Annotated in this window: 28 protein-coding genes; 18 read left to right on the top strand and 10 right to left on the bottom strand. The window is 62.8% G+C overall.

The genetic code is table 11. The features are described from left to right. Nucleotides 1-5: 5 nt before the first annotated feature. Nucleotides 6-1,070, bottom strand: a complete 1,065-nt coding sequence (locus C9I57_RS02065) for a LacI family DNA-binding transcriptional regulator (RefSeq protein ID WP_107148969.1) — start codon at nt 1,068-1,070, stop codon at nt 6-8. Between the two features lie 253 nt (nt 1,071-1,323). Here C9I57_RS02065 and C9I57_RS02060 point away from each other — a divergent pair, with 253 nt between their 5' ends. Together C9I57_RS02060 and C9I57_RS02055 are read left to right on the top strand one after the other, a co-directional pair. Then, nucleotides 1,324-2,664: an MFS transporter gene (locus C9I57_RS02060; RefSeq protein ID WP_258187453.1), complete on the top strand. Its 1,341-nt coding sequence runs from the start codon at nt 1,324-1,326 to the stop codon at nt 2,662-2,664. Nucleotides 2,665-2,683: 19 nt separating this feature from the next. Then, complete coding sequence (locus tag C9I57_RS02055) at nt 2,684-3,631, top strand: dihydrodipicolinate synthase family protein (RefSeq protein WP_107148967.1); 948 nt, start codon at nt 2,684-2,686, stop codon at nt 3,629-3,631. A 28-nt stretch (nt 3,632-3,659) separates the two neighbouring features. On the opposite strand, the gene C9I57_RS02050 is transcribed toward C9I57_RS02055, so the two are convergent. From C9I57_RS02050 to C9I57_RS02040, 3 genes are read right to left on the bottom strand one after another with little or no spacing between them, the layout of a single operon-like run. Continuing rightward, nucleotides 3,660-4,337, bottom strand: coding sequence for a DUF1028 domain-containing protein (locus C9I57_RS02050; protein ID WP_107148966.1), 678 nt, complete (start codon nt 4,335-4,337; stop codon nt 3,660-3,662). A gap of 10 nt (nt 4,338-4,347) precedes the next feature. Next, a complete protein-coding gene (locus tag C9I57_RS02045; RefSeq protein WP_107148965.1) occupies nt 4,348-4,779 on the bottom strand; it encodes a RidA family protein in 432 nt (143 codons plus the stop codon). Further along, nucleotides 4,779-6,143: a flavin-containing monooxygenase gene (locus tag C9I57_RS02040; protein WP_107148964.1), complete on the bottom strand. Its 1,365-nt coding sequence runs from the start codon at nt 6,141-6,143 to the stop codon at nt 4,779-4,781. Before C9I57_RS02040 ends, C9I57_RS02045 begins: the two co-directional genes overlap by 1 nt. 255 nt (nt 6,144-6,398) lie before the next feature. Here C9I57_RS02040 and C9I57_RS02035 point away from each other — a divergent pair, with 255 nt between their 5' ends. From C9I57_RS02035 to C9I57_RS01995, 9 genes are all read left to right on the top strand, one after another. Then, nucleotides 6,399-7,319 (top strand): LysR family transcriptional regulator, encoded by a 921-nt coding sequence (locus C9I57_RS02035; RefSeq protein WP_107148963.1) that lies wholly within the window; start codon nt 6,399-6,401, stop codon nt 7,317-7,319. A gap of 123 nt (nt 7,320-7,442) precedes the next feature. After that, nucleotides 7,443-8,594 carry an SRPBCC family protein gene (locus tag C9I57_RS02030; protein WP_107148962.1) on the top strand — a complete coding sequence of 384 codons (1,152 nt, stop codon included), beginning with the start codon at nt 7,443-7,445 and terminating at the stop codon, nt 8,592-8,594. A 44-nt stretch (nt 8,595-8,638) separates the two neighbouring features. Beyond that, nucleotides 8,639-9,844, top strand: a complete 1,206-nt coding sequence (locus tag C9I57_RS02025) for an ABC transporter ATP-binding protein (protein ID WP_107148961.1) — start codon at nt 8,639-8,641, stop codon at nt 9,842-9,844. A 2-nt stretch (nt 9,845-9,846) separates the two neighbouring features. Beyond that, entirely contained in the window at nt 9,847-10,899 is a 1,053-nt protein-coding gene (locus tag C9I57_RS02020; RefSeq protein ID WP_107148960.1) for an ABC transporter substrate-binding protein, read from the top strand. Nucleotides 10,900-10,947: 48 nt separating this feature from the next. Further along, complete coding sequence (locus tag C9I57_RS02015) at nt 10,948-12,204, top strand: ABC transporter permease subunit (RefSeq protein ID WP_107148959.1); 1,257 nt, start codon at nt 10,948-10,950, stop codon at nt 12,202-12,204. Between the two features lie 54 nt (nt 12,205-12,258). Continuing rightward, the gene (locus C9I57_RS02010) at nt 12,259-13,086 is read left to right on the top strand and encodes an ABC transporter permease (protein WP_107148958.1); all 828 of its coding nucleotides are present in this window, start codon (nt 12,259-12,261) and stop codon (nt 13,084-13,086) included. A 115-nt stretch (nt 13,087-13,201) separates the two neighbouring features. Then, a complete protein-coding gene (locus C9I57_RS02005) occupies nt 13,202-14,113 on the top strand; it encodes an SMP-30/gluconolactonase/LRE family protein (RefSeq protein ID WP_107148957.1) in 912 nt (303 codons plus the stop codon). 31 nt (nt 14,114-14,144) lie between these two features. Beyond that, nucleotides 14,145-14,798 (top strand): DUF1345 domain-containing protein, encoded by a 654-nt coding sequence (locus tag C9I57_RS02000; protein ID WP_107148956.1) that lies wholly within the window; start codon nt 14,145-14,147, stop codon nt 14,796-14,798. A gap of 148 nt (nt 14,799-14,946) precedes the next feature. Next, nucleotides 14,947-15,243: a hypothetical protein gene (locus tag C9I57_RS01995; protein WP_107148955.1), complete on the top strand. Its 297-nt coding sequence runs from the start codon at nt 14,947-14,949 to the stop codon at nt 15,241-15,243. Nucleotides 15,244-15,303: 60 nt separating this feature from the next. Here the strand turns inward: C9I57_RS01995 and C9I57_RS01990 are convergent, their stop codons facing one another. The 4 genes from C9I57_RS01990 to C9I57_RS01975 all read right to left on the bottom strand — a co-directional run bounded on the left by C9I57_RS01990 (nt 15,304) and on the right by C9I57_RS01975 (nt 18,874). Next, a complete protein-coding gene (locus C9I57_RS01990) occupies nt 15,304-15,762 on the bottom strand; it encodes an MEKHLA domain-containing protein (protein WP_107148954.1) in 459 nt (152 codons plus the stop codon). A gap of 147 nt (nt 15,763-15,909) precedes the next feature. Further along, the gene (locus C9I57_RS01985; protein WP_107148953.1) at nt 15,910-17,355 is read right to left on the bottom strand and encodes a LutB/LldF family L-lactate oxidation iron-sulfur protein; all 1,446 of its coding nucleotides are present in this window, start codon (nt 17,353-17,355) and stop codon (nt 15,910-15,912) included. Continuing rightward, nucleotides 17,352-18,068 carry a LutC/YkgG family protein gene (locus C9I57_RS01980; RefSeq protein ID WP_107148952.1) on the bottom strand — a complete coding sequence of 239 codons (717 nt, stop codon included), beginning with the start codon at nt 18,066-18,068 and terminating at the stop codon, nt 17,352-17,354. Before C9I57_RS01980 ends, C9I57_RS01985 begins: the two co-directional genes overlap by 4 nt. Beyond that, nucleotides 18,065-18,874 (bottom strand): (Fe-S)-binding protein, encoded by an 810-nt coding sequence (locus C9I57_RS01975; protein ID WP_107149246.1) that lies wholly within the window; start codon nt 18,872-18,874, stop codon nt 18,065-18,067. The genes C9I57_RS01980 and C9I57_RS01975 overlap by 4 nt, the downstream gene beginning before the upstream one ends. A gap of 182 nt (nt 18,875-19,056) precedes the next feature. On the opposite strand from C9I57_RS01975, the gene C9I57_RS01970 reads away from it, so the two are divergent. Beyond that, the gene (locus tag C9I57_RS01970) at nt 19,057-19,767 is read left to right on the top strand and encodes a FadR/GntR family transcriptional regulator (RefSeq protein ID WP_258187451.1); all 711 of its coding nucleotides are present in this window, start codon (nt 19,057-19,059) and stop codon (nt 19,765-19,767) included. A 47-nt stretch (nt 19,768-19,814) separates the two neighbouring features. On the opposite strand, the gene bla is transcribed toward C9I57_RS01970, so the two are convergent. Beyond that, a complete protein-coding gene (bla, locus tag C9I57_RS01965; protein ID WP_107148951.1) occupies nt 19,815-20,711 on the bottom strand; it encodes a class A beta-lactamase in 897 nt (298 codons plus the stop codon). A gap of 249 nt (nt 20,712-20,960) precedes the next feature. Here bla and ahpC point away from each other — a divergent pair, with 249 nt between their 5' ends. Beyond that, nucleotides 20,961-21,524: an alkyl hydroperoxide reductase subunit C gene (ahpC, locus tag C9I57_RS01960; protein WP_018444283.1), complete on the top strand. Its 564-nt coding sequence runs from the start codon at nt 20,961-20,963 to the stop codon at nt 21,522-21,524. A gap of 107 nt (nt 21,525-21,631) precedes the next feature. Beyond that, a complete protein-coding gene (gene ahpF / locus C9I57_RS01955; RefSeq protein WP_107148950.1) occupies nt 21,632-23,227 on the top strand; it encodes an alkyl hydroperoxide reductase subunit F in 1,596 nt (531 codons plus the stop codon). 100 nt (nt 23,228-23,327) lie between these two features. Here the strand turns inward: ahpF and C9I57_RS01950 are convergent, their stop codons facing one another. After that, the gene (locus C9I57_RS01950) at nt 23,328-23,747 is read right to left on the bottom strand and encodes a secondary thiamine-phosphate synthase enzyme YjbQ (protein WP_107148949.1); all 420 of its coding nucleotides are present in this window, start codon (nt 23,745-23,747) and stop codon (nt 23,328-23,330) included. A 183-nt stretch (nt 23,748-23,930) separates the two neighbouring features. On the opposite strand from C9I57_RS01950, the gene C9I57_RS01945 reads away from it, so the two are divergent. The 4 genes from C9I57_RS01945 (at nt 23,931) to C9I57_RS01930 (ending at nt 25,835) form a co-directional block, all read left to right on the top strand. Next, complete coding sequence (locus C9I57_RS01945; protein ID WP_107148948.1) at nt 23,931-24,176, top strand: AbrB/MazE/SpoVT family DNA-binding domain-containing protein; 246 nt, start codon at nt 23,931-23,933, stop codon at nt 24,174-24,176. Further along, entirely contained in the window at nt 24,173-24,571 is a 399-nt protein-coding gene (locus C9I57_RS01940) for a PIN domain-containing protein (protein WP_107148947.1), read from the top strand. The genes C9I57_RS01945 and C9I57_RS01940 overlap by 4 nt, the downstream gene beginning before the upstream one ends. A gap of 125 nt (nt 24,572-24,696) precedes the next feature. Further along, nucleotides 24,697-24,993: a hypothetical protein gene (locus C9I57_RS01935; protein WP_107148946.1), complete on the top strand. Its 297-nt coding sequence runs from the start codon at nt 24,697-24,699 to the stop codon at nt 24,991-24,993. Between the two features lie 17 nt (nt 24,994-25,010). Then, nucleotides 25,011-25,835 carry a prohibitin family protein gene (locus C9I57_RS01930; RefSeq protein WP_107148945.1) on the top strand — a complete coding sequence of 275 codons (825 nt, stop codon included), beginning with the start codon at nt 25,011-25,013 and terminating at the stop codon, nt 25,833-25,835. Nucleotides 25,836-25,876: the final 41 nt, after the last annotated feature.

Genomic DNA, 25,876 nt, shown 5'->3' with positions numbered 1-25,876 from the left:
AATCGTCAGGCTCGATGACAGGGTCCCGTTGAATCGCGAACTTTCAGCTCCGCAGGCACTTCGTGGCCTGCGGCATCGGTGCCGCCCGCCAGCAGGCCAAGCAGCGCGGAGGCTGCGATTCTTCCGATGGCGTCCGTGTCCACCCACATCGTCGTCAGCGAAGGGCGCAGCTCGCGGGCGAGGGCGATATCGTCGAACCCTGTTATCGATAACTGTCGAGGCACTTCGATCCCGAGCGCCTGCGCTTCGAGCAGTGCGCCGACAGCGAGGTTGTCGTTGCCGCAGATGACGGCCGTCGGCCGGGCGGTTGGCTTATCCCATATCGCCCTCAGGCTTTGCCGGCCGAACTCGATCGTCGCCGGACCTTCGCGCAGATTCGTGGGCCGAACGGCGAGCCCTTGCGCCGCGAGCGCCTCATGAATTCCTCGCAGACGTGCCTGCACGCGATCGTTATCGGTCGATGGTTGCACGATCACGCCGAAGTCGCGGTGGCCGAGCGCCAGCAAGTGCTCCGTCATGGCGGCGAAAGCGGCGCGATTGTCGAAACCGATGCAGCAATGCGGACTGCCTTCGCGATACGCATAGGTGACGACATACGGCACGCCTCGATTCGTCAGGAATTCGAACAATTCGGGCGGATGCGCCTCGCCCACTACCGATACCGCCTCGACGCCGCGCGCGAGCATCGCGCCGACTTGCGTGAGCGCTTGCGCGGGATCGTAGTTCGAGCAGCCGAGAAAAAGCGTGATGCCGTGCTCGGCCATCACGGTCTGCATGCCGGCGACCTGCGATGCGAACACATGATTGTCGAGCGTCGGGATGATCGAGCCGACGATATGGGTGCGAGTCGATGCGAGCGCGCGGCCCGCGGCATTGGGAATCCAGTTCAGTGCTCGCGCTGCATCGCGCACGCGCTGTTGGACTTCGGCCGATACCTTGCCGGGATCGTTATAGACGCGCGAGACGGTAGCCGTGGAGACACCGGCCAACTTGGCGACATCGCTGAGCACCGGGCGCCCCGTGCCGCGGCGCTCGCGCATCACGACCGTGTCCGTGGTGTCATGCAGCATCGTGGTTTACCCTCGGTTCGAGCAGTGGGCCTTGCATAACGAGCGATGCCTGTGAGAATGTAAGCGCTGACAGTGCGCCGGTCGTTGCCATTATGCCAGTAACGCAGGTGTGCTGTATCCCCGCATGTTCCACGAGATTCACAGCAGCTGGCCGTTCGCTGTTTGCTGATGTAAGCGATTACACGCAACGCAACGCAATCTGCGCTGCGCCACCATGGACAGGCCAGCCGATCACTATATGGAGACAACGTCGATGAAAGAGACCTCATCCGAGCCAAGCGCGTCGCCGCGCATTCGCCGCGCGCAGCGCGTGGCGCTTGCGTTGCTGGTAGTGAGCGGCGCCGTCAACTATCTGGATCGCGGCACGCTTGCGGTCGCGAATGCTTCGATTCGCGGCGATCTCGGATTGTCGATGGGGCAGATGGGCGTCTTGCTGTCGGCGTTTTCGTGGAGCTACGCACTCTGTCAGTTGCCGATGGGCGGGCTGGCCGACCGCATCGGACCGCGCCGGCTGCTCGGCGCGGGCTTGATTCTCTGGTCGCTTGCGCAGGCCGCCGGCGGCCTGGTGGCGACGTTCGGCTGGTTCATCGTCGCGCGCATCGCGCTCGGTATCGGCGAAGCCCCGCAGTTCCCCTCGGCCGCGCGCGTCGTCAGTAATTGGTTTCCGCTGCGCGAGCGCGGAACGCCGACCGGCATCTTCAACGCGGCGTCGCCGCTCGGCACCGCGCTTGCGCCGCTCGTGCTTTCGATTCTCGTCGTCTCGTTCAGCTGGCGCTGGGCGTTTATCGCGACCGGCGCGGCGGGCATCGTCGTCGCACTCGTTTGGTTCGCGCTATACCGTGATCCTGAGCGCTCGCGGCTTTCCGTCGACGAGTGCCGCTACCTCGATGCGGGTGCCGAGCGGGGTGTCATTGCGCCCAAGGTGACTTTCGCGGACTGGCGCGAACTGTTTTCGCACGTCACGACTTGGGGCATGTTGATCGGCTTTTTCGGCTCCGTTTACTTGAACTGGGTCTATCTGACCTGGCTGCCGGCCTATTTGACGACGGAACGTCACATGAGCCTGCTGCGCACGGGCTTCGCCGCGTCGGTCCCGTTCTTCTGCGGGTTCATCGGCGCCCTGTCCGCGGGCTGGTTTTCGGACTTGATCACGCGCGGCAGTCGGAACGCCGTCGCGAGCCGGCGCAACGCGGCGGTGGTCGCCATGCTCGGCATGGTCGCCTTCACGATCCCCGCGGCGCTCGCGCAAAGCAATACCGTGGCGATCGCCTGCATTTCGGTCGTCATTTTTCTGGCCAACGCGGCATCAGCGTGCTCGTGGGCGCTCGCGACGGCCGCCGCTCCGCCGAACCGCGTCGCTTCGCTCGGCTCGATTCAGAACTTCGGCGGCTTTATCGGCGGTTCGCTCGCCCCAATCGTCACCGGCTTCATCGCGCAAAAGTGGTCATTCGTCCCGGCGCTGCTCACGGCCGCCGCGATTGCGTTTATCGGCGCGATGGCCTATCTGCTGCTCGTCAGAAAGCCGATCCCCGAGCAGTCGGCGCATGCCGCGGCCGCCGCGCCGTCGGGCGAAGCGCCCGCTGCCCAATCTTGAAAGATCAAAGGAGGATGTGATGGTCCATGCAGTGCAGTCCGGGAAATCGATCGAAGGCATCGTGCCGGTCATGCTGACGCCGTTCGACGATAGCGGCGCAATCGACTACGGCGGGCTCGAGCGCCTTATCGAATGGTACCTGCAGCACGGCACGGACGCGCTCTTCGCCGTCGCGCAGTCGAGCGAGATGCAATTCCTCAGTCTCAGCGAGCGCTATCAGTTGGCGCGCTTCGTCGTCGATCGCGTAGCCGGCCGCGTGCCCGTCGTCGTGTCGGGCCATATCAGCCACGCGCTCGATGCGCAGGTCGAAGAGTTGACGGTGGCCGCGGAGTCGGGGGCGCAGGGAATCGTCCTCGTCACGAACCGTCTCGATCCGCACCGGCAGGGAAGCGAGACGTTTCTCGCGAATTTGAAACAGCTGCTCTCGCGCCTGCCGTCCGACGTCCCGCTCGGCCTTTATGAATGTCCCGCGCCTTATCGCCGGCTCTTGAGTGACGACGAATTGAAAGCCTGTATCGATAGCGGCCGCTTCGTCATGCTGAAGGACGTGAGCTGCGACCTCGAAACGGTGAAGCGGCGTGTCGCACTCGCGCGCGGCTCATCGCTGAAGATTCTCAACGCGAACGCGGCGATCGCCTGGGACGCAATGAAGTCGGGTTCAGCGGGGTTCAACGGGGTATTCACGAACTTTCACCCCGACCTCTATCAGTGGCTGCGCACGCGCAGCGCGACGGCCCCCGCGCTGGCCGAGGAACTATCGGCATTCCTCGTCGTCGCCGCGGTATCGGAAGCGCTCGGCTATCCGGCGCTCGCGAAGATGTACCACCAGCGCATCGGCACGTTTCAGTCGATTCGTTGTCGTGCGATCGACTATGACGTCCGCGAGCGCTTCTGGGCGCTTGACGCTGTGCTCGACAAGATCGTGGCCGGCACGGAGCAGTTTCGCGCACGCATCGCGGCGTTGTAGCCCGCCGCGCCGCATGCGGCTCGATCGTTCACTCGTCGCCCGGCACGCCGTAGCTCGGGGCCGCGGTTGGGTTGAGCGCGCGCACGACGTAATCGTGCATCTGTGGCCGGTAGGCTTGCCATAGCGCGTGGAGTCGGGCGATCGGGTCGTCGTCCGCCCAGTCGACGCGCAGATCGACGACAGGCCAGATAGGTGCGTCGACGATCGTGAGCGCGGCCGAATGCACCGGTCCCGCTTCGCCGCCGGCTTCGACCGCGGCGTGCATGGCCTGCATCAGCCGATCGGCGAGCGCGCCTTGCGTCTGCTCGAAGGCTTTCACCATTGCATCGATCACGTGTCGGTCGGCAAGCAGGTTACCCGCCGCGACACACTGATCGCCGGCCACCGCGTGATGCACGCCGAGTGCTTCCTTGCCGGTGAACATCGCGGTTCGGCCTTGACTGTCGACCACCGTCACCTGTCGGTACTCGCTCCATTCGCTTTCGCTCAACGCTCGTTCGAGCGCCGCATCGGGCGCGATCCGCTCATGTTCGAGCAGATCGAGAATCCGCGGGCCGAGCGCGGGCAGCGTGACATTCTGCGTCGCCACCGCGCCGACGCCCGCGCGCGCCCATGGACACCGCGCGCCTACCGCGATGCTCGACGAACTGATCGCAACGCCGAGTTGGCCCGTTTGTCGGCAACGTCCGACGATCGAGAAAGTCATGATCGGCTCCCTACACCTGAGTGGGGTTCCAGCTATCCGGAATTACCGCGATGACGTCGATCTCCATCAGCCATTGCGGCTGGCCGAGCGCGCTGACGACGAGCCCCGTCGAAATCGGGTAGACGCCCTTCAGCCACTTGCCGATTTCCTGATACACCGGCTCGCGATAGCGCGGGTCGATGAGGTAGGTGGTCGTCTTGACGATGTGCGAGAGGTCGCTGCCTGCCTCTTCCAGCAGTTGCTTGACGTTTTTCATTGCCTGCTCGGCTTGCGCGCGAGGATCGCCGAGCCCGATCAGGTTGCCGTCGAAATCGGTGCCGACCTGGCCGCGTACATAGACCGTGTTGCCCGCGCGGACGGCCTGACAGAGATCGTTGTCGAGCGACTGGTTCGGGTAGGTGTCTTTCGTATTGAACATGCGGATGCGAGTATGCGTCGGCATCAATTCACTCCTATTTCGTTGGCTCGATGTGAGTGCGATGCGCCACCGTCGCACTCGGCGCCGCTGGAGTCGGCGGTATGCGCGTTGCCTGCGTCCTGCCGACGCTGCGACGCGTCGTGATAGGCGAAGTAGCGGCGCTGCGTGACGATGTGATCGGCGATGCGCTTGGCGTCGTGCCAGACGCCCCAGATGAACGACGATCCGCGGTGCGACAGGTAGGGCAAGCCGAGGAAATAGAGACCGGGCTCCTTTGAAACGCCGCGCTGATGTCGGGGCTTGCCCTTTTCGTCGAACGTATCGACGTGCAGCCAACTGAAGTCGATCGAATAGCCGGTCGCCCAGATGATCGTGTTCACGCCCGCCTTCGTCAGGTCGAGTTCGGCGAGCGGATGCGTCACGCATTCCGGATCGGGTGGGATGATGCGCGCCGCGGGGTCTTCCGGCAGATCGATGCCGTTACGGATGACATAGGCATCGGCCGCGTCGAGCAGGGACATCAGATTGTCGTCGCCGCGCTTCAAATTCGCGGCGAGATCCTGCTCGAACGTCGCGACGCCCATCTCGAACGATTTCGTCGTACCGACGAGCGTCATGCCCTGGTGCGCGAGCCCGCGGAAATCGATCGTTTTGCCGCCGTACGCGCCGCTCACCGCGATCGTCACGTGCTCGCGCCCCGGACCCGCGGCTTCCTTGTCCCATTCGCCGAGCACGCCGAGCCACCAGCAGAAATCGCGATTGCGGTAAGCGCGCGGCGGACGATCGTGCGCGCCGACCGACAAATAGACCCTGCGGCCCGCGCGCAAAAGCTCGTCCGCGATCTGCACGCCCGACGAACCCGCGCCGACCACGAGCACGGCGCCCTCGGGCAATTGCGCGGGATTGCGATAGTCGGCCGAATGAAGCTGCGTGAGATTCGCGTCCCGCGGTGCGATCGGCGGAATGACCGGACGCTGGAACGGCCCCGTCGCGACGACGACGCGATTGGCCTCGATCGTGCCGTCGGAGGTTTCGACCGTAAAGCCCGGCCTGCCGATCTGCCGAACGACGCTCGTCACTTCGACGCCCGTGCGGATCGGCGCGTTGAACTTGCGCGCATAGGTCTCGAAGTAATCGGCGACCTGATCCTTCGTCGCGAAGGCGTCGGGATCGAGGCCTTCGAATTCCATGCCGGGAAAGCGGTCGTGCCAGGCCGGGCCATTGGCGACCAGCGAATCCCAGCGGCACGTGCGCCAGCGCTCCGCGATACGGTCGCGCTCGAGCACGAGATGCGGCACGCTCAGCCGGGTCAGATGTTCGCTCATTGCCACGCCAGCCTGACCGGCCCCCACGACGAGCGTGTCGATCGACGATTTGTCAGCCGTCATGGCTGTCTCCTTCCGAAAAGCAGTCCGGTTCAGATCCGTCTTCCACGACGTCTCCGTCGTCGAGGCGCGTCGACGATCGCTTCGCTGGAACTGGCAACAGCGTGTCACGATTTGCCCGGCCGCGTTCCGACAGAATCTACGCTCCGTCGGGGCTACGGAAAAATATATTTAAAAAATGCTTTGCATCGGTTTTCGCTATGCAAACGGGCGATCGACGAGAGACAATCGAACGCGACAGGCCAAGGGGGGAAGCAGATGGATGGCAACTCGGTGCGCTATTCGTTGCGTCAGCTACGGTATTTCGTCGTCACGGCGGAGACGCTTTCTTTCACCGCCGCGGCGAAGCGGCTGCACATTTCTCAGCCATCGATATCAACGGCGCTCGCCGATCTGGAGGAATCGTTCGGTGTGCAGCTCTTCGTTCGCCACCACGCGAGCGGGCTTTCGCTCACGCAACCGGGCCGCGATCTGCTCGGCCATGCACGCAACCTGTTGAAGAACGCCGAAGAGCTGCAGTTAGCGGCGAAAGAACTGGACGGCGGGATGTCGGGCTCGATCTCGCTGGGTTGCATGGTATCGCTTGCCCCGCCGCTGATGCCCGGCATCATCAGCCGCTTCGTGCAGGATCACTCCGCGATCACCTTTCGCACCACCGAAGGCCATCAGGACACGCTGCTCAACGGACTGCGCGACGGCTCGCTCGATATCGCGCTCACCTACAGCCTCGATATCAGCGACGGCATCGCGTTTACCCCACTTCTTTCTCTGCCGCCTTATGCAATTCTGCCCAAGACACACCGCCTCGCACGGGCACGCAAGGTGTCGTTGGCCGATCTGCTTTCGGAGCCGTACGTGATGTTGGACCTTCCGCATAGCCGGGAGTACTTCTCCGCGCTCTTCGATGCGGTCGGCAGCCGCCCGAGCGCGGCCTTCCGTTCTTCACAGCCGGAAGTCGTGCGTGGCATGGTGGCCAACGGGTTGGGCTACAGCATTCTGAACTTCCCGTTGAAGTCGAGCCGAACCGTCGACGGTGAGGACTTCGTCATTAAGCGTTTCAAGGAGAACGTCAATGCAACGAACCTTGGCATTGCGTTGCCGAGCGCCGTGAAGCCGCGCGAGGTCGTCAAGCGTTTCGCGGCGTTTTGCGAGACCTACATCCGCCGTCTGCACATCTGACGGGCTCCGGAGCAGCTTCGCATAGGCTCGGGCTATTCAATGCATCCAAAAACAATATTTTACCTAGTAATTTGGATTGTTAGATTGGTGCTCATCGCATGCACGCACCGCTAGGAGGCCCGCATGGCAGCCTTTCCACTTTCGCCGGACGCTGGATTCGACCTTGTCCGCGCCTTGCGCGAAAACTGCGAGCGCCCGTTCGAGGATGCACGAGCGATGCCGCCTGGCGTTTATACGTCGGAAGCGTTTCTGACGCTCGAGCAGCGGGATTTGTTCGAGCACGAGTGGTTGTGCGTGGGCCGGGCGAGCGCGCTCGCGCAAAGCGGCGACTACCTGACGGCGCGCATCGGCGACCAGCCGGTGGTCGTGCTGCGCGATACGGACGGCGCTTTGTGTGCGCTTTCGAACGTCTGCCTGCATCGGATGTCGGTGCTGCTTGAAGGGCGCGGCAACGTGCATCGCATCGTCTGCCCGTATCACGCCTGGAACTACACGCTCGACGGCAAGCTCGCCGGCGCCCCGTTGATGGATCGCCAGCCGGGCTTTTGCAAAGAGCACTACGCGCTGCCCGCCATCCGCTGCGAAACGTGGCAAGGCTGGATCTATGTGACGCTCAACGAACATGCGCCGCCCGTCTCGGCCCAGCTCGCCGAGCTGAGCGCGCTCATCGAACCGTACGGGATGACCGATTACGTCGAGACTTTCCACGAAGAGCACGTGTGGGATACCAACTGGAAGATCCTCGCGGAAAACTTCATGGAAAGCTATCACCTGCCGATGCTGCATCGCGCAACCGTCGGCCCGCACTCGAAGCTCGACGAAATGGAGTGCCCGCCGGGCCACCGGGCGTTCAACTATCACTGGATCACCAAGGAGGCGACGCTGCCGATCGGCAACGCGCATCCGGCCAACCAGCGCCTGCAAGGCCATTGGCGCCGCACGACCGCGCTGCTCGCGATCTATCCGACGCATCTCGTCACGCTCACCCCCGGCTACTTCTGGTATCTGATACTGCAACCGATGGGCGTCGGGAAAGTGCATATTCGTTTCGGCGGCGGGCTCGCGCCGGAATTCATCGACGATCCGAAAGCCGCCGACTACATGGCTACGTTGAAGACACTGCTCGACGAAGTGAACGCCGAGGACCGGCGCGGCGTCGAGGCGGTATTTCGCGGCGTGCACGCGCCGCTCGCCAAGCCCGGCCGCCTGAGCCCGCTAGAGCGGCCGAACTACGACTTCGCGCGCTACCTCGCGGGTCGCCTCGGCGCAATGTGACCACGTCGCCGCGTATGGACAGCCAACAAACCGCCGACCTTCTCATGTCAAGCGATCCGTTCATTTCTTTCTCGGGCGTCAGCAAGTCGTATGACGGCGTAGCGAACGTCGTCGAAGGGCTCGACCTTGACGTGGCGCGAGGCGAGTTCGTGTCGCTGCTCGGGCCGTCCGGCTCGGGCAAGACGACGACGCTGATGATGCTGGCGGGATTCGAATCGCCGACGCGCGGCGAGATTCGCCTCGCCGGCAAGCGTCTGGACAATAAGCCGCCGCATCAGCGCGACATCGGGATGGTGTTCCAGAACTACGCGCTATTCCCTCATATGACGATCGCCGAGAACGTGGCGTTTCCGTTGTCCGTGCGCAAGATCGCCCGCGGCCAGCAGAAGACACGCGTCATGCGCGCGCTCGAGATGGTGGAGCTGTCGCATCTGGCGGGACGGCGGCCGGCGCAGTTATCGGGCGGCCAGCAGCAGCGCGTCGCGCTTGCCCGTGCACTCGTGTTCGAGCCTAGCGTGGTGCTGATGGACGAGCCGCTCGGTGCGCTCGACAAGCGGCTGCGCGAAAGCATGCAGTACGAAATCATGAGGCTTCATCGTGAGCTCTCGCTCACGATCGTCTATGTGACGCACGACCAGAACGAAGCGTTGACGATGTCGGATCGGGTCGCCGTGTTCTCCGACGGACGCATTCAGCAGGCCGCCACGCCGACGGAGCTCTACGAAAACGCGGCCAATGCATTCGTGGCGAACTTTGTCGGCGAGAACAACGGATTGACCGGCCGCGTCCTCGCGGGCGGCGGCGAATGGGCCGCGCTGCAACTGCGCGACGGCAGCACGGTCTACGGTCGAGTGGGCGCGGGGCTCGCCACCGGCGATACCGCGATGCTAGCGTTGCGTCCTGAGCGCGCGCATATCGCGGCGACGCTCGAAGCCACCCAGGAAGCGGCACGGCAGAGCATGAACATCGTGCAGGCGCTCGTCGAGGAACTCGTCTATTGCGGCGACCATCACCGCGTGCATCTGAAGCTCGGCCATGGCGAAACCGTCGTGGTCAAGGTGCCGAACACCGAGCGCCACGATCTGCCCGCCCTCGGCAGTCAAACGGCCGTCACCTGGCGCCGCGACGACTGCAAGGTGCTGCCCGCCGCGGCGGCCACGCCGCATGCCGCTGCATCGACCGACGGCGCCGACTACTCCGCTGCTTCCCCTTCTTCATCCGCCTCGCCACTCATCGCAGGAGCCAACTAGAAATGAAAACCATCTCGTCATTCCGGACCACCGTCGCAACCTGCGCGTTTGGCTTATTTGCCGCGGTCACGGCTCATGCCGCCGATACCATTTCCGTCGTGACCTTCGGCGGGGCCTATGAAGCTGCCGCGAAAAAGGCCTGGTTCGAGCCGTTCACGGCGAAGACCGGCGACCAGTTCGCGACCGAATCGTACGACGGCGGCCTCGCCAAGTTGCAGGCGATGGAACAAGCGAAGAATCCGACCTGGGATCTGATCGATCTCGAAACCAACGATGCGATCACCGCCTGCGACGAAGGCCTGATCGCAAAGTTCGACAAGAAGTTGCTCGGTAAAACCAGCGATTTCCTGCCGGGCTCGATCAGCGACTGCGCGGTCGCGGCGATGGTGTGGTCCACCGTTTATGCGTACGACACCAGCAAGCTGAAGACCGCGCCGACGACCATCAACGATTTCTTCGATTTGAAGAAATATCCCGGCAAGCGCGGAATGCGCAAGTCGCCGAAGGTGGCCATGGAGTGGGCGCTGATCGCCGACGGCGTCGCGCCGAAGGATGTCTACAAAGTACTCGGCACGCCTGCCGGCGTCGATCGCGCGTTCAAGAAACTCGACACGATCAAGTCGAGCATCGTTTGGTGGGAGGCGGGTGCGCAGGCCCCGCAGCTTCTTGCCGACGGCGCGGTCGTGATGACGCAGGCTTATAACGGTCGTATCGACAATGCAGTGCATCAGGACAAGAAGCCGTTCAAGATTGTCTGGGATGCGCAGGTGTACGACTACGAATGGTGGGCGGTGGTCAACGGCGCGAAGCATGCCGACGCGGCGCAGAAGTTCATCATCTCGTCCTCGACGCCCCAGGCGTATGCCGATCTGTCGAAGTACATCGCCTATGCGCCGCCGCGCAAGGACGCTATTCCGCTGATCGACAAGGCGCGCCTCAATGATCTGCCGACGGCGCCGGACAACTTCAAGCGTCCGCTGCAGATCGATGCAACGTTCTGGGCAGACAACGCCGATGCGATCAACAAGCGGTTTCAGAACTGGCTGACGCAATAAGGCAGTCACATCCGCCTGAAAAGTCGTGATCGGAGAGACAGGAATGCGATGAACACGCCGCTGCCCGCCACCGTCCGTTTTGATCGCGGCCCGCAGGCCGCGGACCGCGAGTCGTTCCGCGCCGCGCGCCGCAAGGCTGCGGCGCGCGCACTGCTGCTGGCATTGCCGCTGCTCGTGTTTCTCCTCGTCACGTTCGTCGCGCCGATTGCGAGCCTGCTCGGCCGTAGCGTGCGGAACCCCGAAGTGCGCGTCGGCATGCCGGAGCTGAGCGCGGCGCTCGCTGGATGGAACGGTGCGGGTGTCCCCGGCGAGCCTGTATTCGCCGCGCTCGCGCATGACTTGAAGGATGCGGGCGAGAACGGTCAGCTCGGCAACATCGCACGACGCATGAACTTTTATCAGCCGGAGTTCCGCAGCCTGCTCTTCAAGACGGCGCGCGCCACACGCTCGCAGACGTTCGCGCAATGGAAGCCCGCGCTGATCGAGCTCGACCCACGGTGGAACGCGCCCGAAACGTGGCGCTTGCTCAAGCGTGCGTCCATCTCGCCGACCCCCGACTATTTGCTGAACGCCGTCGATGTGCAGGTCGGGGCCGATGGCTCGGTGACGACCGTTGCGGCCGATAGTGCCGTTTATCGTGCAGCTTTTGCACGCACGGTGACGATCAGCGCGACCGTCACCGTGTTATGCCTGCTGTTCGGCTACCCGGTGGCCTATCTGCTCGCGACGTTGCCGGAAAAGCAGAGCAACCGCCTGATGCTCTTCGTGATCATCCCGTTCTGGACGTCGCTGCTCGTGCGCGCGACTGCGTGGTATGTGCTGCTGCAACCCGGTGGCGTCATCAACAGCGCATTGATGAGCTTCGGGATCGTCGGTCATCCATTACCGCTCGTGTTCAACCGCACCGGAGTGTTGATCGGCATGACGCATATCCTGCTGCCGTACATGATCCTCGCGATTTACTCCGTGATGAAAAACGTTTCGCCGGTGTACATGCGCGCGGCGAAATCGCTCGGCGCGCACCCGGCGGAGGCTTTTGCGCGCGTCTATATTCCGCAGACGCTGCCCGGTGTCGGCGCCGGATGCTTTCTCGTGTTCGTGCTCGCGCTCGGCTATTACATCACGCCGGCCCTGCTCGGCGGCGCCGGCGACGAGATGATCAGCCAGCTCATCGCATCGCAAACCAACGATCAGCTCAACTGGGGCCTCGCGGGTGCGCTGTCGTGCTATCTGATCGTGTTCACGGCGTTGTTCTATTTCATCTTCAACCGGCTGGTCGGTATCGACCGCTTGCGCTTCGGCTAACGGCGGCGGCAAGACTCGACGATCCTTCATATTGCTCACCAACAGGCGGACCCGATGAAAGACGGACGGACCCGGCTACTTTCGGAGCGCATCGCTGGCGCCGGATTGCGCGTGCATTGCGCGATCATTTTCTTTTTCCTCGTTGCGCCGATTCTCGCGATCGTGCCGCTGTCGTTCAACTCGGGCTCGTTCTTCTCCTACCCGATGCAGGGCTTTTCGCTGCGCTGGTATGCGCAGGCGCTGAGTTCGCCGGACTGGCAACGCGCGTTTGCGAACAGCATCGGCATCGGTGCGGCCGCGACGCTGATCGCGACGGTGCTCGGCACGCTCGCCGCGCTCGGGTTGAGCCGGACGCAGTTTCCGTTCCGCTCGATCGTCATGCCGATCATCGTGTCGCCGATGATCGTACCGATCGTGGTCGTCGCGGCGGGTTTCTATCTCGTCTTTTCGCCGCTCGGGCTCGTGAATTCGTATGCGGGCGTGGTGCTCTCGCATGCTGCGCTCGGGACGCCGTTCGTCGTCATTACCGTGACGGCATCGCTGCTCTCGTTCGATCAAACGTTGCTTCGCGCCGCGGCGGGCCTTGGTGCTCCGCCGTGGGTGACTTTCCGGCGCGTCACGCTTCCACTGATCGCGCCGGCTGTCGCGACCGGCAGCATCTTCGCCTTTGCGACTTCGTTCGACGAAGTGATCGTGATTCTGTTTATCGGCGGGCCGGAGCAACGGACCGTGCCGCGCCAGATGTGGAGCGGTATCCGCGATCAGATCGATCCGTCGATCCTGGCCGTGGCCACGCTGTTGATGGCGTTCGCCATCGCTTTGTTCGCCTGCATGAACTGGTTGCGCAAGCGCGCGGCGGCGGCCAGCCGCTCGTTCGCCTGAGTTCGCCCGATCACTGTAGGTTCGCCGGTGGTGCAATTAGAAATTGCAGAGTAATAAGATTAAAATCTCGCCACGCCCGGCGTTCCTCCAAAAGGCAGTCCGAACAAACCCACCCATGAACAAGACCGATTTCGAAGTGCATGACGCGCGCTTTCGCGCGCTGATCCAACCGAATGCGCCGCTCGAAAAGCTCTACGGCGAGTGCCTTTGGGCCGAGGGCCCCGTCTACTTTCCGGCGGGCGACTATCTCGTATGGAGCGACATCCCCAATAGCCGCATGCTCCGGTGGGTGCAGGGCATGGGCGTGGGGGTCTTCCGCGCGAATTCAAACTTTTCGAACGGCAATACGCGGGACCAAGAGGGTCGTCTCGTGACATGCGAGCATGGCCTGCGGCGCGTCACGCGCACCGAGCACGACGGCAGCATCACCGTTCTGGCCTCGGCTTATGACGGCAAACGGCTCAACTCGCCGAACGATGTCATCGTCAAATCGGATGGCTCGGTATGGTTTACCGATCCCGATTACGGCATCCTCAGCGACTACGAAGGCGGCCGGGCCGAGAGCGAGATCGGCCGATGCAATGTCTATTGCGTGCAGCCGAAAAGCGGCACGGGCGAGGCTGTGCTCGTTGCGGACGACTTCGTGAAGCCGAACGGTCTTGCGTTCTCCCCCGACGAGAGCCGGCTCTACATCGCGGATTCTGGGGCATCGCACTTCGAGAATGGGCCGCATCATATCCGCGTATTCGATGTCGTCGACGGCAAGTTGCGCAACGGCCGCATGTTTGTCGAGATTCAGGAAGGCATCCCCGACGGCATGCGGATCGACGAGCAGGGCAACGTCTGGACCAGCGCGCTCGACGGTGTACACTGCTACTCGCCCGCGGGCGAGCTGCTCGGCAAGATCTTGATTCCCGAAGTCGTCGCCAACCTGACATTCGGCGGGCGGCTGCGCAACCGCCTTTTCATCACGGCGAACTCCTCGCTTTACTCTCTATGCGTTGCAGTGCGCGGGGTGGCGCCATAACCCTTTAAGGCCAAGACACTGAATGAGTACAATGAGCTCGACGCAGCGATTCTTCTCCAATCGTCCCCGCTTCATCATCGGTCTCATTTTCGGTGTCGTTGCCTACCTTCTGGATCCCTGGCATTTGCGTCCCATTCAGCACGCGCTGCTGGCATGGGATAGTTGCATGTGGGTCTTTCTGATCCTGATCTGGTTCAGGATGGCGAAGGCGAGCCCGGCCGAAGTGCAACGCGTGGCCGAGCGCGAGGACGAGGGCGCGACGGCCATGCTGACGATCATTACAATCGCGGCCGTCGCGAGTATCGTCGCGATCGTCGTCGAGCTCTCGCAGGCGAAGGGACTCGGCGGCCGCGCCGCGCTTGTGAATTACACGCTCACAGGGGCGACGATGGTCGGCACATGGCTCCTGATTCCAACGATTTTCACGCTGCAGTATGCGCGTTACTACCATCAGTCGGGCGACAAGACATCGTTGAAATTTCCGGAAGAAAACCCAGAACTCGACTACTGGGACTTCCTTTATTTCTCGTTCACGATCGCCGTGGCATCCCAGACGTCCGACGTCACGGTTTGCTCGAAAGAGGCGCGGCGTACCGCGCTCGCGCAATCGATCCTGTCATTCTTCTTCAATGCGGCGGTGCTCGGGTTATGCGTCAATATCGCAGCCGGGCTGTTGGGATCGTAACGGAGAAGCGCTGAGCCGCTTCGGTTCGGCCCCGGATTCGACATCGCGGCCAACGGAATGTAAATTGGTTGGCGTCCGCATACATCGATGCGGACGCGACCGATGCTTCCCGACCCGCGGGCATCATCGCCATCGGGAGGTGACTGCGATGAGCGAACAACCTGGCAAAAGCGAAGCGCCTGACGAGGCGCCGCTAGAACGCCCCACCGATCTGCCCAAGCCAATTGGCGACGCCGTGCCCGCGCCGGAGGAGCCGGGCCTCGATCGGCCACTGCCGCCGACAACGCATCCTGATCAGACTTCCGACGAAACGGGCGAGCATCCCGAGGAGCCGACGGAGGCGCCGCCGGCCGAGACTTCGGAGCCGCTCGGTGATGCTATCCCCGCGCCGGCGGAGCCCGGCCTCGATCAGCCGCTGCCTCCGAAAAAGCCGCCGCCCCGTTGACAGGGTCCACGCTTACCGCACCGATGACCGGTGTGCTTGGCCGACTGGCCGTCTCACCGGTCACTTCAGGTCGGCTGTCGTGGGGATCATCGCGGCAAGCCCGTGCCGCATGCCATCGTCAGCAACGAGCTGCCACAGGCTCGCCTGCTCGATCCAGAATTGCTTGCCGGACTTCGCGATGCGAATGCCTCGATAGTTCCTGGCGTACCCGTCTTTCGTCACCCGCTCGATAAAGTTGCTGCGCTCGTTGCGATCGGGCGCCGCGGCGGAAAGGCGCGAGGGAAGTCCGACCAATTCATCCCATTCGTATTCGAACCGCCGCTGCGCAGTCTTGTTTCCATAGATGAACAGCGGATCGGCCGCGGTATCGTGCGCAAGCAAAAGGAACGGCGCCGACTCGTAGAGCCAGCGTGCGCCTTCGGGCCCGCTCATGCCTGCCGGTACCAGCTCCTCGCCGAGGAACCGGCGGTAGCTTTGCGTCAGAAGGTCGAAGAAGGGGGCATCAGTGCGTCGATCCATCAGGGAGGCTCTCCATTTCGTGCGGGTGCGTAGCTTTACGTCGCGCCAATTAAACCAGGATTGGCGAAGCCGTGCTCGCACGACGGACGATAGCTGATGGGCTGATGGCGTTTCTTTCGTGGTGCTAACGGATTGCGGACCTTGTCGTCATTCCGGTTGCCCGCGCTCGCGCAGCAGGTCGGACAGGCTGCGCGCAGCCGGTTTCAGCGGCAGCCGATGCTGAGTCCACCCCATTTGCCGTGCGGGCGTCAAGGCGCGCAGCCGCGTGGCAGACCAGCGGAAGAATCGATACACGCGCGGATGCGAGAACGCACCGCTCCAGAATCGCCAGATGAGCTGCTCGCCGCGACTATGGTTCGCGCCTTGGCCGCGCAGCGGGTGCGCGACCTGCTCGTCCGGTGCCCGATTTGCCTCCGTTCTCAGTCGCACCAGCAATTGCGGAATCGGTATGCGAACCGGACATACTTCGCCGCAGGCGCCGCAAAGGCTCGAGGCTGTCGGCAAATCGGCGGTCGCGTCGAGCCCCAGTAAATGAGGGGAAATGATCTTGCCGATCGGTCCAGGGTAGGTCGTGCCGTACGCTTGCCCACCGATGCGTGAGTACACCGGGCAGTGGTTCATGCATGCGCCGCAACGAATGCACTGCAGTGTCGCGCGCAACTGTTGGTCGGTATAGGCTTGCGTGCGGCCGTTGTCGAGCAGCACGAGATGCATTTGGCGCGGGCCGTCGAGCTCGCCGGGCCGTCGCGGGCCGGATATCAGATTGAAGTAGGTGGTGATCGCCTGCCCGGTTGCCGAGCGCGTGAGCAGGCTCGCGAGCGGAACGATGTGCTCGAGCTTCGCCACGACCTTCTCAATGCCCATGATCGCGATGTGCACGCCGGGCACCGTCGTGGAAAGCCGGCCGTTGCCTTCGTTCTCGACGAGCCACAACGTCCCCGTGTCAGCCGCCGCGAAGTTGACGCCCGAAATGCCGACGTCGGCTTCGACGAATGCGCCCCGCAATGCTCGCCGGCCCGTCTGGATCAACTCGTCGACGTCTTCCGTATACGGAGTATCGGGTATGTGCGCTTCGAACAGCTCGCCGATCTGCTCGCGCGTTTTGTGGATGGCCGGCATGACGATGTGCGAGGGCTTCTCGCCAGCCATCTGCACGATGTATTCGCCCATGTCGGACTCGAGGCAATCGATGCCGCGCTCGCCGAGGTAATGGTTGAGCTCCATCTCCTCGCTCGCCATCGATTTTCCCTTGATGACGCGACGCGCGCCGTGGCTTGCGACAATGTCATGAATGATGGCGTTCGCTTCGTCGCTCGTTTCGGCCCAATGGACGCGGACGCCCGCGGCCGTCAGCTTCGTCTCGAGTTGCACGAGCAATTCGGGCAAGCGCGCGAGTGCGTGCCGGCGAACGGCTTCTCCAAGGTCGCGCAGCGCTTCGCGCTCGTCTTCGTCGGGAAACTGCGCCGCGCGTTTCGTTTGCAGAAAGTTCATCGCTCCGCGCATGCTTTTGCGCAGCAACGGGTCGTCCAGTGCGGCTCGTGCGCGCGCCTTGAAATCCGCGGCGGGAACGAATTGCATCGGGCTCGTGCTCATCGGCGGTCTCCTTCGATATCGATCGATTCGGTGACGATGACGACCCATAGCCATCGAGGGCCGTGTGCCCCGTAGGCGAGCGTTTGCTGAATGTCGGAGGTCTTGGACGGCCCCGAAACAAGGACGAGGTTCGTCGGCATGCCTTCATGCCAGCGCTCCGCTTGCGCCGCCGCATGCAGGTCCGGGTGCAACGTATGTTCGTGAACGAGCGTGATATGGAGTGGCGGCGCGAGCGAAGCGGTGCGCGGCGAGCCGGCATCGGGTGCGAGGACGAGCGTTCCCGTTGCGGCGATACCCGAGCGCGCGACGGTGAAACCCGCGTCGACCGTCTCGAACAGCTCCCGCTTCCAGGCTTCGATCGGCCGGTCATAAGACAGCGCTTCGACAGTGGGCGGCAGCGCGTGCGCCAATGCGGCACCTTCACGGCTGCCTTGGTCGACGAGCAGCCGCCGCACGCGATGTTCCGCCAGACGTCGAGCGATTTCGCCAGGCCACGACGTTGCGCTCGAACACCATACCTCGGCATGCGAGGTTTTCAGCGATGAATGCATCGCCTCGATCAGTTCGCGCTTCGATGTCGGGCCTGCGGCGCGGCGGCGCTCGTCGTAGTGCGCGTCGATGCGTTTGTCGATTTCGGCAACTTGCATTTCAGGCTGTGAGGCGGCGGCGCGAAGACGGCCGAGAATTCGCTCGCGCGCAGTGAGTGCGCTCATGCCGTTTCTCCCGTGTCGCGCTGATCTCCGCCGGCGCCGCCCGTGCGGCGCCATAGAAAGCTCGCGAGATGCTCGACCGGTAGTGGGGCGCCATGATAAGCGGCGGCATTGCCGATGTTGAGCAGGCAGCCGCAGTCGGCCGACACGAGGCGATCGCAGCCCGTCGCGCAGGCAGAGGCGATCTTGTCATAGACCATCGCACCCGAGATATCGGGATGTTTCAGCGAAAACGTGCCACCGAATCCGCAGCATTCCGACTCGCGCTCGTGATCGATGCGGGTGACGCCCGGCATTGCGTCGACGAGCGCCACGCCGTGCTGACGCGTGCCCATCTCGCGTCGTGCCGCGCAGGAAGTGTGCAGCACCACGCGCTCGGGCGTCGGCTTGGTAGCAAGGTAACGGGTGACGTCGAGCTTGACCACGTTCAGCAGGAATTCGCCGAGCTCGTAGATGCGCGCCGCAAGCTCACGCGCTTTCGCGCTCGCCTGCGGGTCGCCTTCGAACAGCTTCGGCCAGTGATGGCGCATCATGCCCGCACATGAACCCGAAGGAACGATGACCGGCCATGGCTCGGCAAACAGATCGAGCTGCGCACGCGCTACTTCGCGCGCGTGCTCCGGATTGCCGCTGCTGTAAGCGGGCTGTCCGCAACAGCTTTGCGCACGCGGGAAATGCACGGTCAATCCTTCGCGCTCGAGAAGACGGACCGCATCGAGCCCGGCCTGCGGGACGAACAGGTCGACGAGACAGGTCGCGAACAGATAGACGTCGTTGGGCGGGACCGAAGGATACTGCCGTTCCTGCATGATTTTCTCCATCGCGCCGCTTGCGCGCCTGACGCGCGATGAGAGGGTGCGGCGATCCGGGCATAATCCTGTCCACGGGCCTGATGCACAAATTGGTTGGACCACTTCGCGTCGCTGGCCTGCGTGATGGACGTGTGGATTCCGGCTTGTCAGCCGGCTCAGCGACGGTGGGAATTGGAACGATGATGAAAGGCGAAGAAGGCGGACGCGTCGAAGCGGTCATGCGTCGGCTCGAGACGGCCTTGATCGATGGCACGTGGCCTGCCGGTGCGCGCCTGCCGGCCGAGCGCACGCTGGCGAACGAATATGCGGTATCGCGCAATACGGTTCGCGAGGCAATCCAGCGCTTGGCGGCGCGCGGGCTCGTGCAAGCGAGACATGGAGCGGGCGTATTCGTGACGGACCGCTTGCGGACCGGAATCGCCTCGCCATGGGGGCAGCTCGTTGCCGATCACCCCGTGCTGCGCGACGATATGCTCGAATTTCGCCGCGTCCTCGAAGGGGCGACGGCTTATTTCGCCGCATTGCGCGCGACGGCCGAGGACCGCAAGCATATCCGCGCGCTCCTGCGCGACCTCGAGAAAGCTCGCCGAGCGAACGATATGGCGGCCGAAGCACGGGCCGATACGAGCTTCCACGAGGCGATTGCGCGCGCGTCGCATAACGCGATGTTTCTTCATCTGCACGCGAGCGTGATCGGCATGCTGCGCGAACATATCGCGACGAGCGGCACCGGCCTGCGTGAAAACGACGAAGAGGCGTCGGACGTTTTGTTGCTGCAGCACAAGGCGCTTTGTGAGGCGATATGCACTCGCAAGCCAGAAGAGGCGCGCACGGCCATGCAGACACATATCGATTTTGTCCGCGGTCGGTCCGGTGCGCGCGCTGCGTGATGACGCGGCTCGGCGTCGCGTCGCTACGCCTCCTATATCAAGCAGGGTTAGCTGGTTCGCTGCAATTGGGCGACCACGACGCGCGCGGCGTCAGCGATGGCCTCATCGCGTCCGCGCGTGTCAGGTTTTTCCTGCGTGTGATAAATGGCCAAGACGATCGGTTTGCGTGAGGGCGGCCAGATGACCGCAATGTCGTTGGCCGTTCCGTGGTCGCCCGTGCCTGTCTTGTCGCCGACATCCCAACCGGCCGGCACCGCGGCCCTGATTCGCTTCGCGCCGGTCTGACAGCCGCGCAGCCACGTCTGGAGCATATCGCGTTGCATGTCGGGGAGCGCATTGCCGAGCGCAACGGCTCGCAGCGTGTGCGCCATCGCCGTCGGCGTGGTCGTATCCCGCGGGTCGCCCGGTATCGCGGTATTGAGCTCGGTTTCCCAGCGATCGAGCCGGAACGTCTTGTCGCCGATCGAGCGCGCGAAGGCGGTCACCGCGGCAGGACCGCCCAGCAGTTTGATCAGCTGGTTCGCGGCCGTGTTGTCGCTCAATTCGACGGCGGCGCGGCAAAGCTCGTCCACCGTCATGCCGTCGGCGACGTGCTTGCCCGAAATGGGCGAGTAGCTGACGAGATCGCTTTGCGCGTATTGGATCCGTCGCTGCATGAGACCTGCCTCGTGGACACTCTTCGCGAGTACCGCGGATGCGAGAACCATCTTGAACGTGCTGCAAAACGGAAAGCGCTCGTCGGCGCGATGACGGATCTCGGTACCGCTACCCGTGTCGAGGGCGTAGACGCCGAGCCTTCCTCCGAATTGTTTTTCGATCGCCGCCAGCTTGGTCCGTGACGTTTCACGTTCCTCTCCTGACATCGCGCGTGCGTCGAGCGCCAACGCGAATGGTGCCGCGACCGCGGCTAGCAGCAATGCACGGCGGTTGGGTGAATGAGCCATCTTTGTCGTTTGCTCCTTTTAATCGAATGGTCTTGGACGAAGTCGTCCGGAGCACGACTATCGGGCAGTTCAACGGTATCGACAAACGGCAAAATCTGAAGCGTGTCACAAGAAAAACTAGGGGCAGGGTCGACTCGAACGAGGCGATAGCTTTTGCCAATTGCATAGATTTAGATTATCGAATTCACTGCTCGATAGTCTGGCTGCATAATGGCCACACTTTCACCCAACCATGAGGATCCAGGCGAAATGTCGATCATCAACAGCCAAGTCAAACCGTTCAAGGCCACCGCATTTCACAACGGCGATTTCGTGACCGTTACCGACGAAACGCTGAAGGGCAAGTGGTCGGTCGTCGTCTTCTATCCGGCGGACTTCACGTTCGTCTGCCCGACCGAACTCGCCGACCTGGCGGACCGCTACGCTGAATTCCAGAAGCTTGGCGTCGAGATCTACAGCGTGTCGACCGACACGCACTTCACGCACAAGGCGTGGCACGACACGTCGGACGCCATCGGCAAGATCAAGTATCCGATGATCGGCGATCCGACCGGCGCGATCACGCGCAACTTCGACGTCATGATCGAAGAAGAAGGCCTCGCGTTGCGCGGCACGTTCGTGATCAACCCCGAAGGCCAGATCAAGCTCTGCGAAATCCACGACAACGGCATCGGTCGCGATGCGGGCGAGCTGCTGCGCAAGGTCCAGGCCGCGCAATACGTTGCCGCGCATCCGGGTGAAGTCTGCCCCGCGAAGTGGACGCCGGGCGCCGAGACGCTGAAGCCTTCGCTCGATCTCGTCGGCAAGATCTAATCGCTCCCAGTAGCACCCCGCAGCCGACGAGGCTGCATGAGCGGCGTCATCCAAGAGATGACGCCGCGGCTCTCCCTCGCCCTTCGCAAAGCTCAATCGGACGAACCATGCTCGACGCCAACCTCAAGACGCAACTGAAAACGTACCTCGAAAAAGTCACGCGGCCGATCGAGATCGTCGCATCGGTCGACGATACTGCAAAGTCGCAAGAGCTGACCGAACTCCTTCGGGACATCGAGGCTTTGTCCGAGCACATTACCGTCATCGAACGCCGCGGCGACGATGCGCGCAAGCCGTCGTTCTCGATCGGCGAGCTTGGCAAGCCGGCCGGTATTCGCTTTGCCGGTATTCCGATGGGCCATGAATTCACTTCGCTCGTGCTGGCGCTGCTGCAGGTGGGCGGCCATCCGGTGAAGCTCGACGATGCGGTGATCGAGCAGATTCGCGAGCTGGACGGCGACTATCAATTCGAAACCTATTTCTCGCTGAGCTGCCAGAACTGCCCTGAAGTCGTGCAGGCGCTCAACGTGATGGCGATGATCAACCCGCGCATCCGCCACGTCGCGATCGACGGTGCCTTGTTCCAGCAGGAAGTCGAGGCGCGCGAGGTCATGGCCGTGCCGACGATGTTTCTGAACGGCGAAGTGTTCGGGCAGGGCCGCAGCGGCGTGAAGGAAATTCTCGCGAAGCTCGATACGAATGCGGGAGCGAAAGCGGCGAAAGCGCTCGAGAACAAGCCTGTATTCGACATGCTGATCGTCGGCGGCGGGCCGGCCGGTGCGGCTGCCGCGATATACGCGGCCCGGAAGGGGATCGCGACGGGCGTCGTTGCGGAACGATTTGGTGGTCAGGTGCTCGATACGCTCGCCATCGAGAATTTTGTTTCCGTGCAGGAGACAGAAGGACCTAAGTTTGCCACGGCACTGGAACAGCACGTGAAGCAGTACGAAGTCGACATCATGGACGTGCAGCGCGCGCAAGCGTTGATTCCGGGCGCGGTGAACGAGGTCCGCCTCGCGAGCGGCGCCGTGCTGAAGGCTAAAACCATTGTTCTTGCGACCGGTGCGCGGTGGCGCGAGATCGGCGCGCCCGGCGAGCGCGAGTATCGCAACCGCGGTGTCGCCTATTGCCCGCACTGCGACGGCCCGCTGTTCAAGGGCAAGCGCGTCGCCGTCATCGGCGGCGGCAATTCGGGCGTCGAAGCGGCGATCGATCTCGCGGGTATCGTTCGCGAGGTGACGCTGATCGAGTACGGCGAGAGCCTGAGGGCCGACGAAGTGCTCCAGCGCAAGCTGAGGAGCCTTGCCAACGTGACGGTTGTCACGCGTGCGCAGACTACCGAAATCGAAGGCGACGGTGCGAAGGTCAACGGCCTCGTCTATAAGGACCTGCGTACGGGTGAGGCGAAACGCGTGGCGCTCGAAGGCGTGTTCGTTCAAATCGGTCTCGTGCCTAACACGGAGTGGTTGAAGGGCACGGTCGAGCTGTCCGAGCGTGGCGAGATCGTCGTCGATGCGAAGGGAGCCACGTCAGTGCCGGGCGTCTTTGCCGCGGGCGACGTGACGACCGTGCCTTTCAAGCAGATCGTCATCGCCGTCGGCGAAGGCGCGAAAGCCGCGCTCGGCGCGTTCGATCATCTCATTCGTAGTGCGCCTCAAGAAACCGTCTCGGCAGACGAAGAACGGGAAGCGGTGGTCGCCTGATGGTGAAACGGAGGCGCGATGCGTCTCGCCGCTGACGCTGTGCGCGATATCGGATCTTCTTCGGATTCGATATCGCGCACGTGCGTTGAAATGTGTTGCGTCAATTTCCGATGATATGAGCCACGACGTCACGCGAATGCGCGCGTTGCCGGTGCTCGAACAGATAGATACCCTGCCAGGTGCCGAGCACCAGGCGACCCTGTTCTATCGGGATCGATAGTTGAACCTGCGTCAGAGCCGTGCGTAGGTGAGCCGGCATATCGTCGGGCCCTTCCGTGCCGTGCTCGTAACGCTTCGGGTCCTCGGGCGCGATCGTTTCGAAGTACCGTTCGAGGTCGCGCTGCACGGAGGGATCGGCGTTTTCCTGAATCAGCAGTGATGCCGACGTGTGACGGCAAAAGAGCGTCAGAACGCCGATGTCGACCGACTGCCGATCGACGAACTCGCGGACCTGCTCCGTTATTTCGACGAGCCCGCGTCCGTCGGTCTCGACTTCGAGGTGTTCAAGTGCTTGGCGCATCAGGGGCCTCCGTAGTGCTGATTCGGTCGCGTTTGTCGATCCGATATGTTACTGCTGCACTCGGAAGGCGGAAATTGCGGTTTCGGTTACCGTTAAGAGCCTCATCGACGGTGATCGGTGCGCATTTCGGCCTTGCCTTTCGACTCGCCTTACCTTACAGTAAGGCGCATTGGAGGTGTCCCGATGACAGCAGCAACAATCACTTCGAAGGGCCAGGTCACGATCCCGGTGGACGTGCGCAATCAGCTTGGCTTGGAGGCCGGCGACCGGATCGAATTCAGCTTTAACGAGGAGACGGGCCGGTATGAGGTCTATCCAGCAACACGCTCGCTGGTGACGCTCAAGGGCATCGTGAAGAAGCCCGCGAAACCGGTGTCGATCGAAGACATGAATCGCGCCATCGCTGAACAAGGGGCATCCGCGCGATGATCGGGCTGGATACGAACGTGCTGGTCCGCTACTTTGCCCAGGACGACGCCGTACAGTCGAAGAAGGCGACGGCGCTACTGGAGTCGCTGTCAGCCGAGCGGCCCGGATACGTGTCGCAGGTTGCCCTGGTCGAGGTCGTGTGGGTGCTCGGACGCTGCTACGGCGTCGAGCGCGAGCAGGTGAAGGAGATTCTCGATTCGATGATCGGCACGAAGGAACTGGTCGTTGAAGGTGCTGACACGGTGCGAAAAGCGCTTCGCGTTTTCGGGGCATCTGCGAAGGCGGATTTCGCGGACTGCTTGATCGAGCGGTCGGGGCACGTTGCTGAGTGCGAGTACACGGCAACTTTCGACGCGACGGCCTCTAAGGTCGCGGGAATGCGTTTGATCAAGTAATCTCGGCGCGAGCCCATATCGGGAAAAGGAACACGGAAACAGAAACAGAAACGGAGCGAACGGGGGTGACCTATGAGGCAACACGGCCGCTAGGTAGAAGGACATACAAGTCAGCGAGAAAGCCGATGGTTACGGACGAGAAGCCGCTCTTGGTCGGCGCCGACGAGTACCGGCGATTGGTTGACGCTGACGCGTACGACGCGCAGGCTTCGATCGAATGGGCCGCGCGGCAAGTCGAGCAGTTGCGGCGCCGAATCGCTGATGGGCAACCTGTTGTCATTTTGGGCGCCGGCGCGCCGCTGTCGATCCCGAGTGTAAAGGCACTCGACGAGTGGATCTCGGAGGCACTGCCAAACACCTGGCGCGTGATGCAGGACGACACCGGGAAAAGCGTGTCCACACCCTACGGCTCCACAACTTAAGGCGAAAACAACAACAAATGGCTATTTCCGCTAACACTCGTCCTATCGGCCCTCGTGCTATCGGCATTGCAGTTGCCGCCGTTGTCGCGCTTACGCTCATTACCGGCTGTTTCGTGACCGTCGGTCCTGGACAACGTGGAGTGCTCATGACCTGGGGTGCTGTCGCGCCCGGAGTGCTGGACCCCGGCCTGCATCTGAAAATCCCTTTCGCGCAGTCAGTCGCCAAAATGGACGTTCAGGTGCAAAACTCGCAGGCCGCGGAGACCGCCGCGAGTCTAGATCTACAAGATGTAACCACGACGGTAGCCACTAACTGGCACATTCTGCCGGCCGACGCAGAGTGGGTATATCAGCACATCGGCAACGAAGCCTCCTTAGTCGACAAGATAATCAAGCCCGCGATCAGCAACTCTGTGAAGGCGGTGACCGCGCATTACAACGCAGAAGACTTGATTACGCACCGCGACCAGGTGCGCGGACAGATCGAGGCGCAGATCACCGGCGAGCTGAAACCATACCGACTGGTGGTCGACTCGGTAAACATCACCGACTTCCATTTCAGCACCCAGTTCGTGCAGGCGATCGAGCAGAAGCAGGTAGCGCAGCAGCGCGCACAGCAGGCGCAATACGAGTTGCAGAAAGCCAGGGTTCTCGCTGATCAAAAGATTGTTGAGGCGCACGCGCAGGCCGAAGCGCAAAAGCTACTTCAGCAGACGATAACGCCCGAGATTATTCAACAGCAGGCAGTCGCCAAATGGGACGGCCACCTGCCGGAGGTGATCTCGAGCAGTGGAGTCCTGCCGATGCTAGGTAACGTTGGCATCGGCAAAGCAGATCGATAGGAAAACGGGATGGTGCTATGACGACAATGACCGCTATCCGC

It is taken from the genome of Trinickia symbiotica (genome assembly GCF_003028655.1).
GTDB classification, from domain to species: Bacteria; Pseudomonadota; Gammaproteobacteria; order Burkholderiales; family Burkholderiaceae; genus Trinickia; species Trinickia symbiotica_A.
The sequence above is the reverse complement of the archived record's forward strand: the minus strand, read 5'-3'. Positions and strand labels throughout refer to the sequence as shown.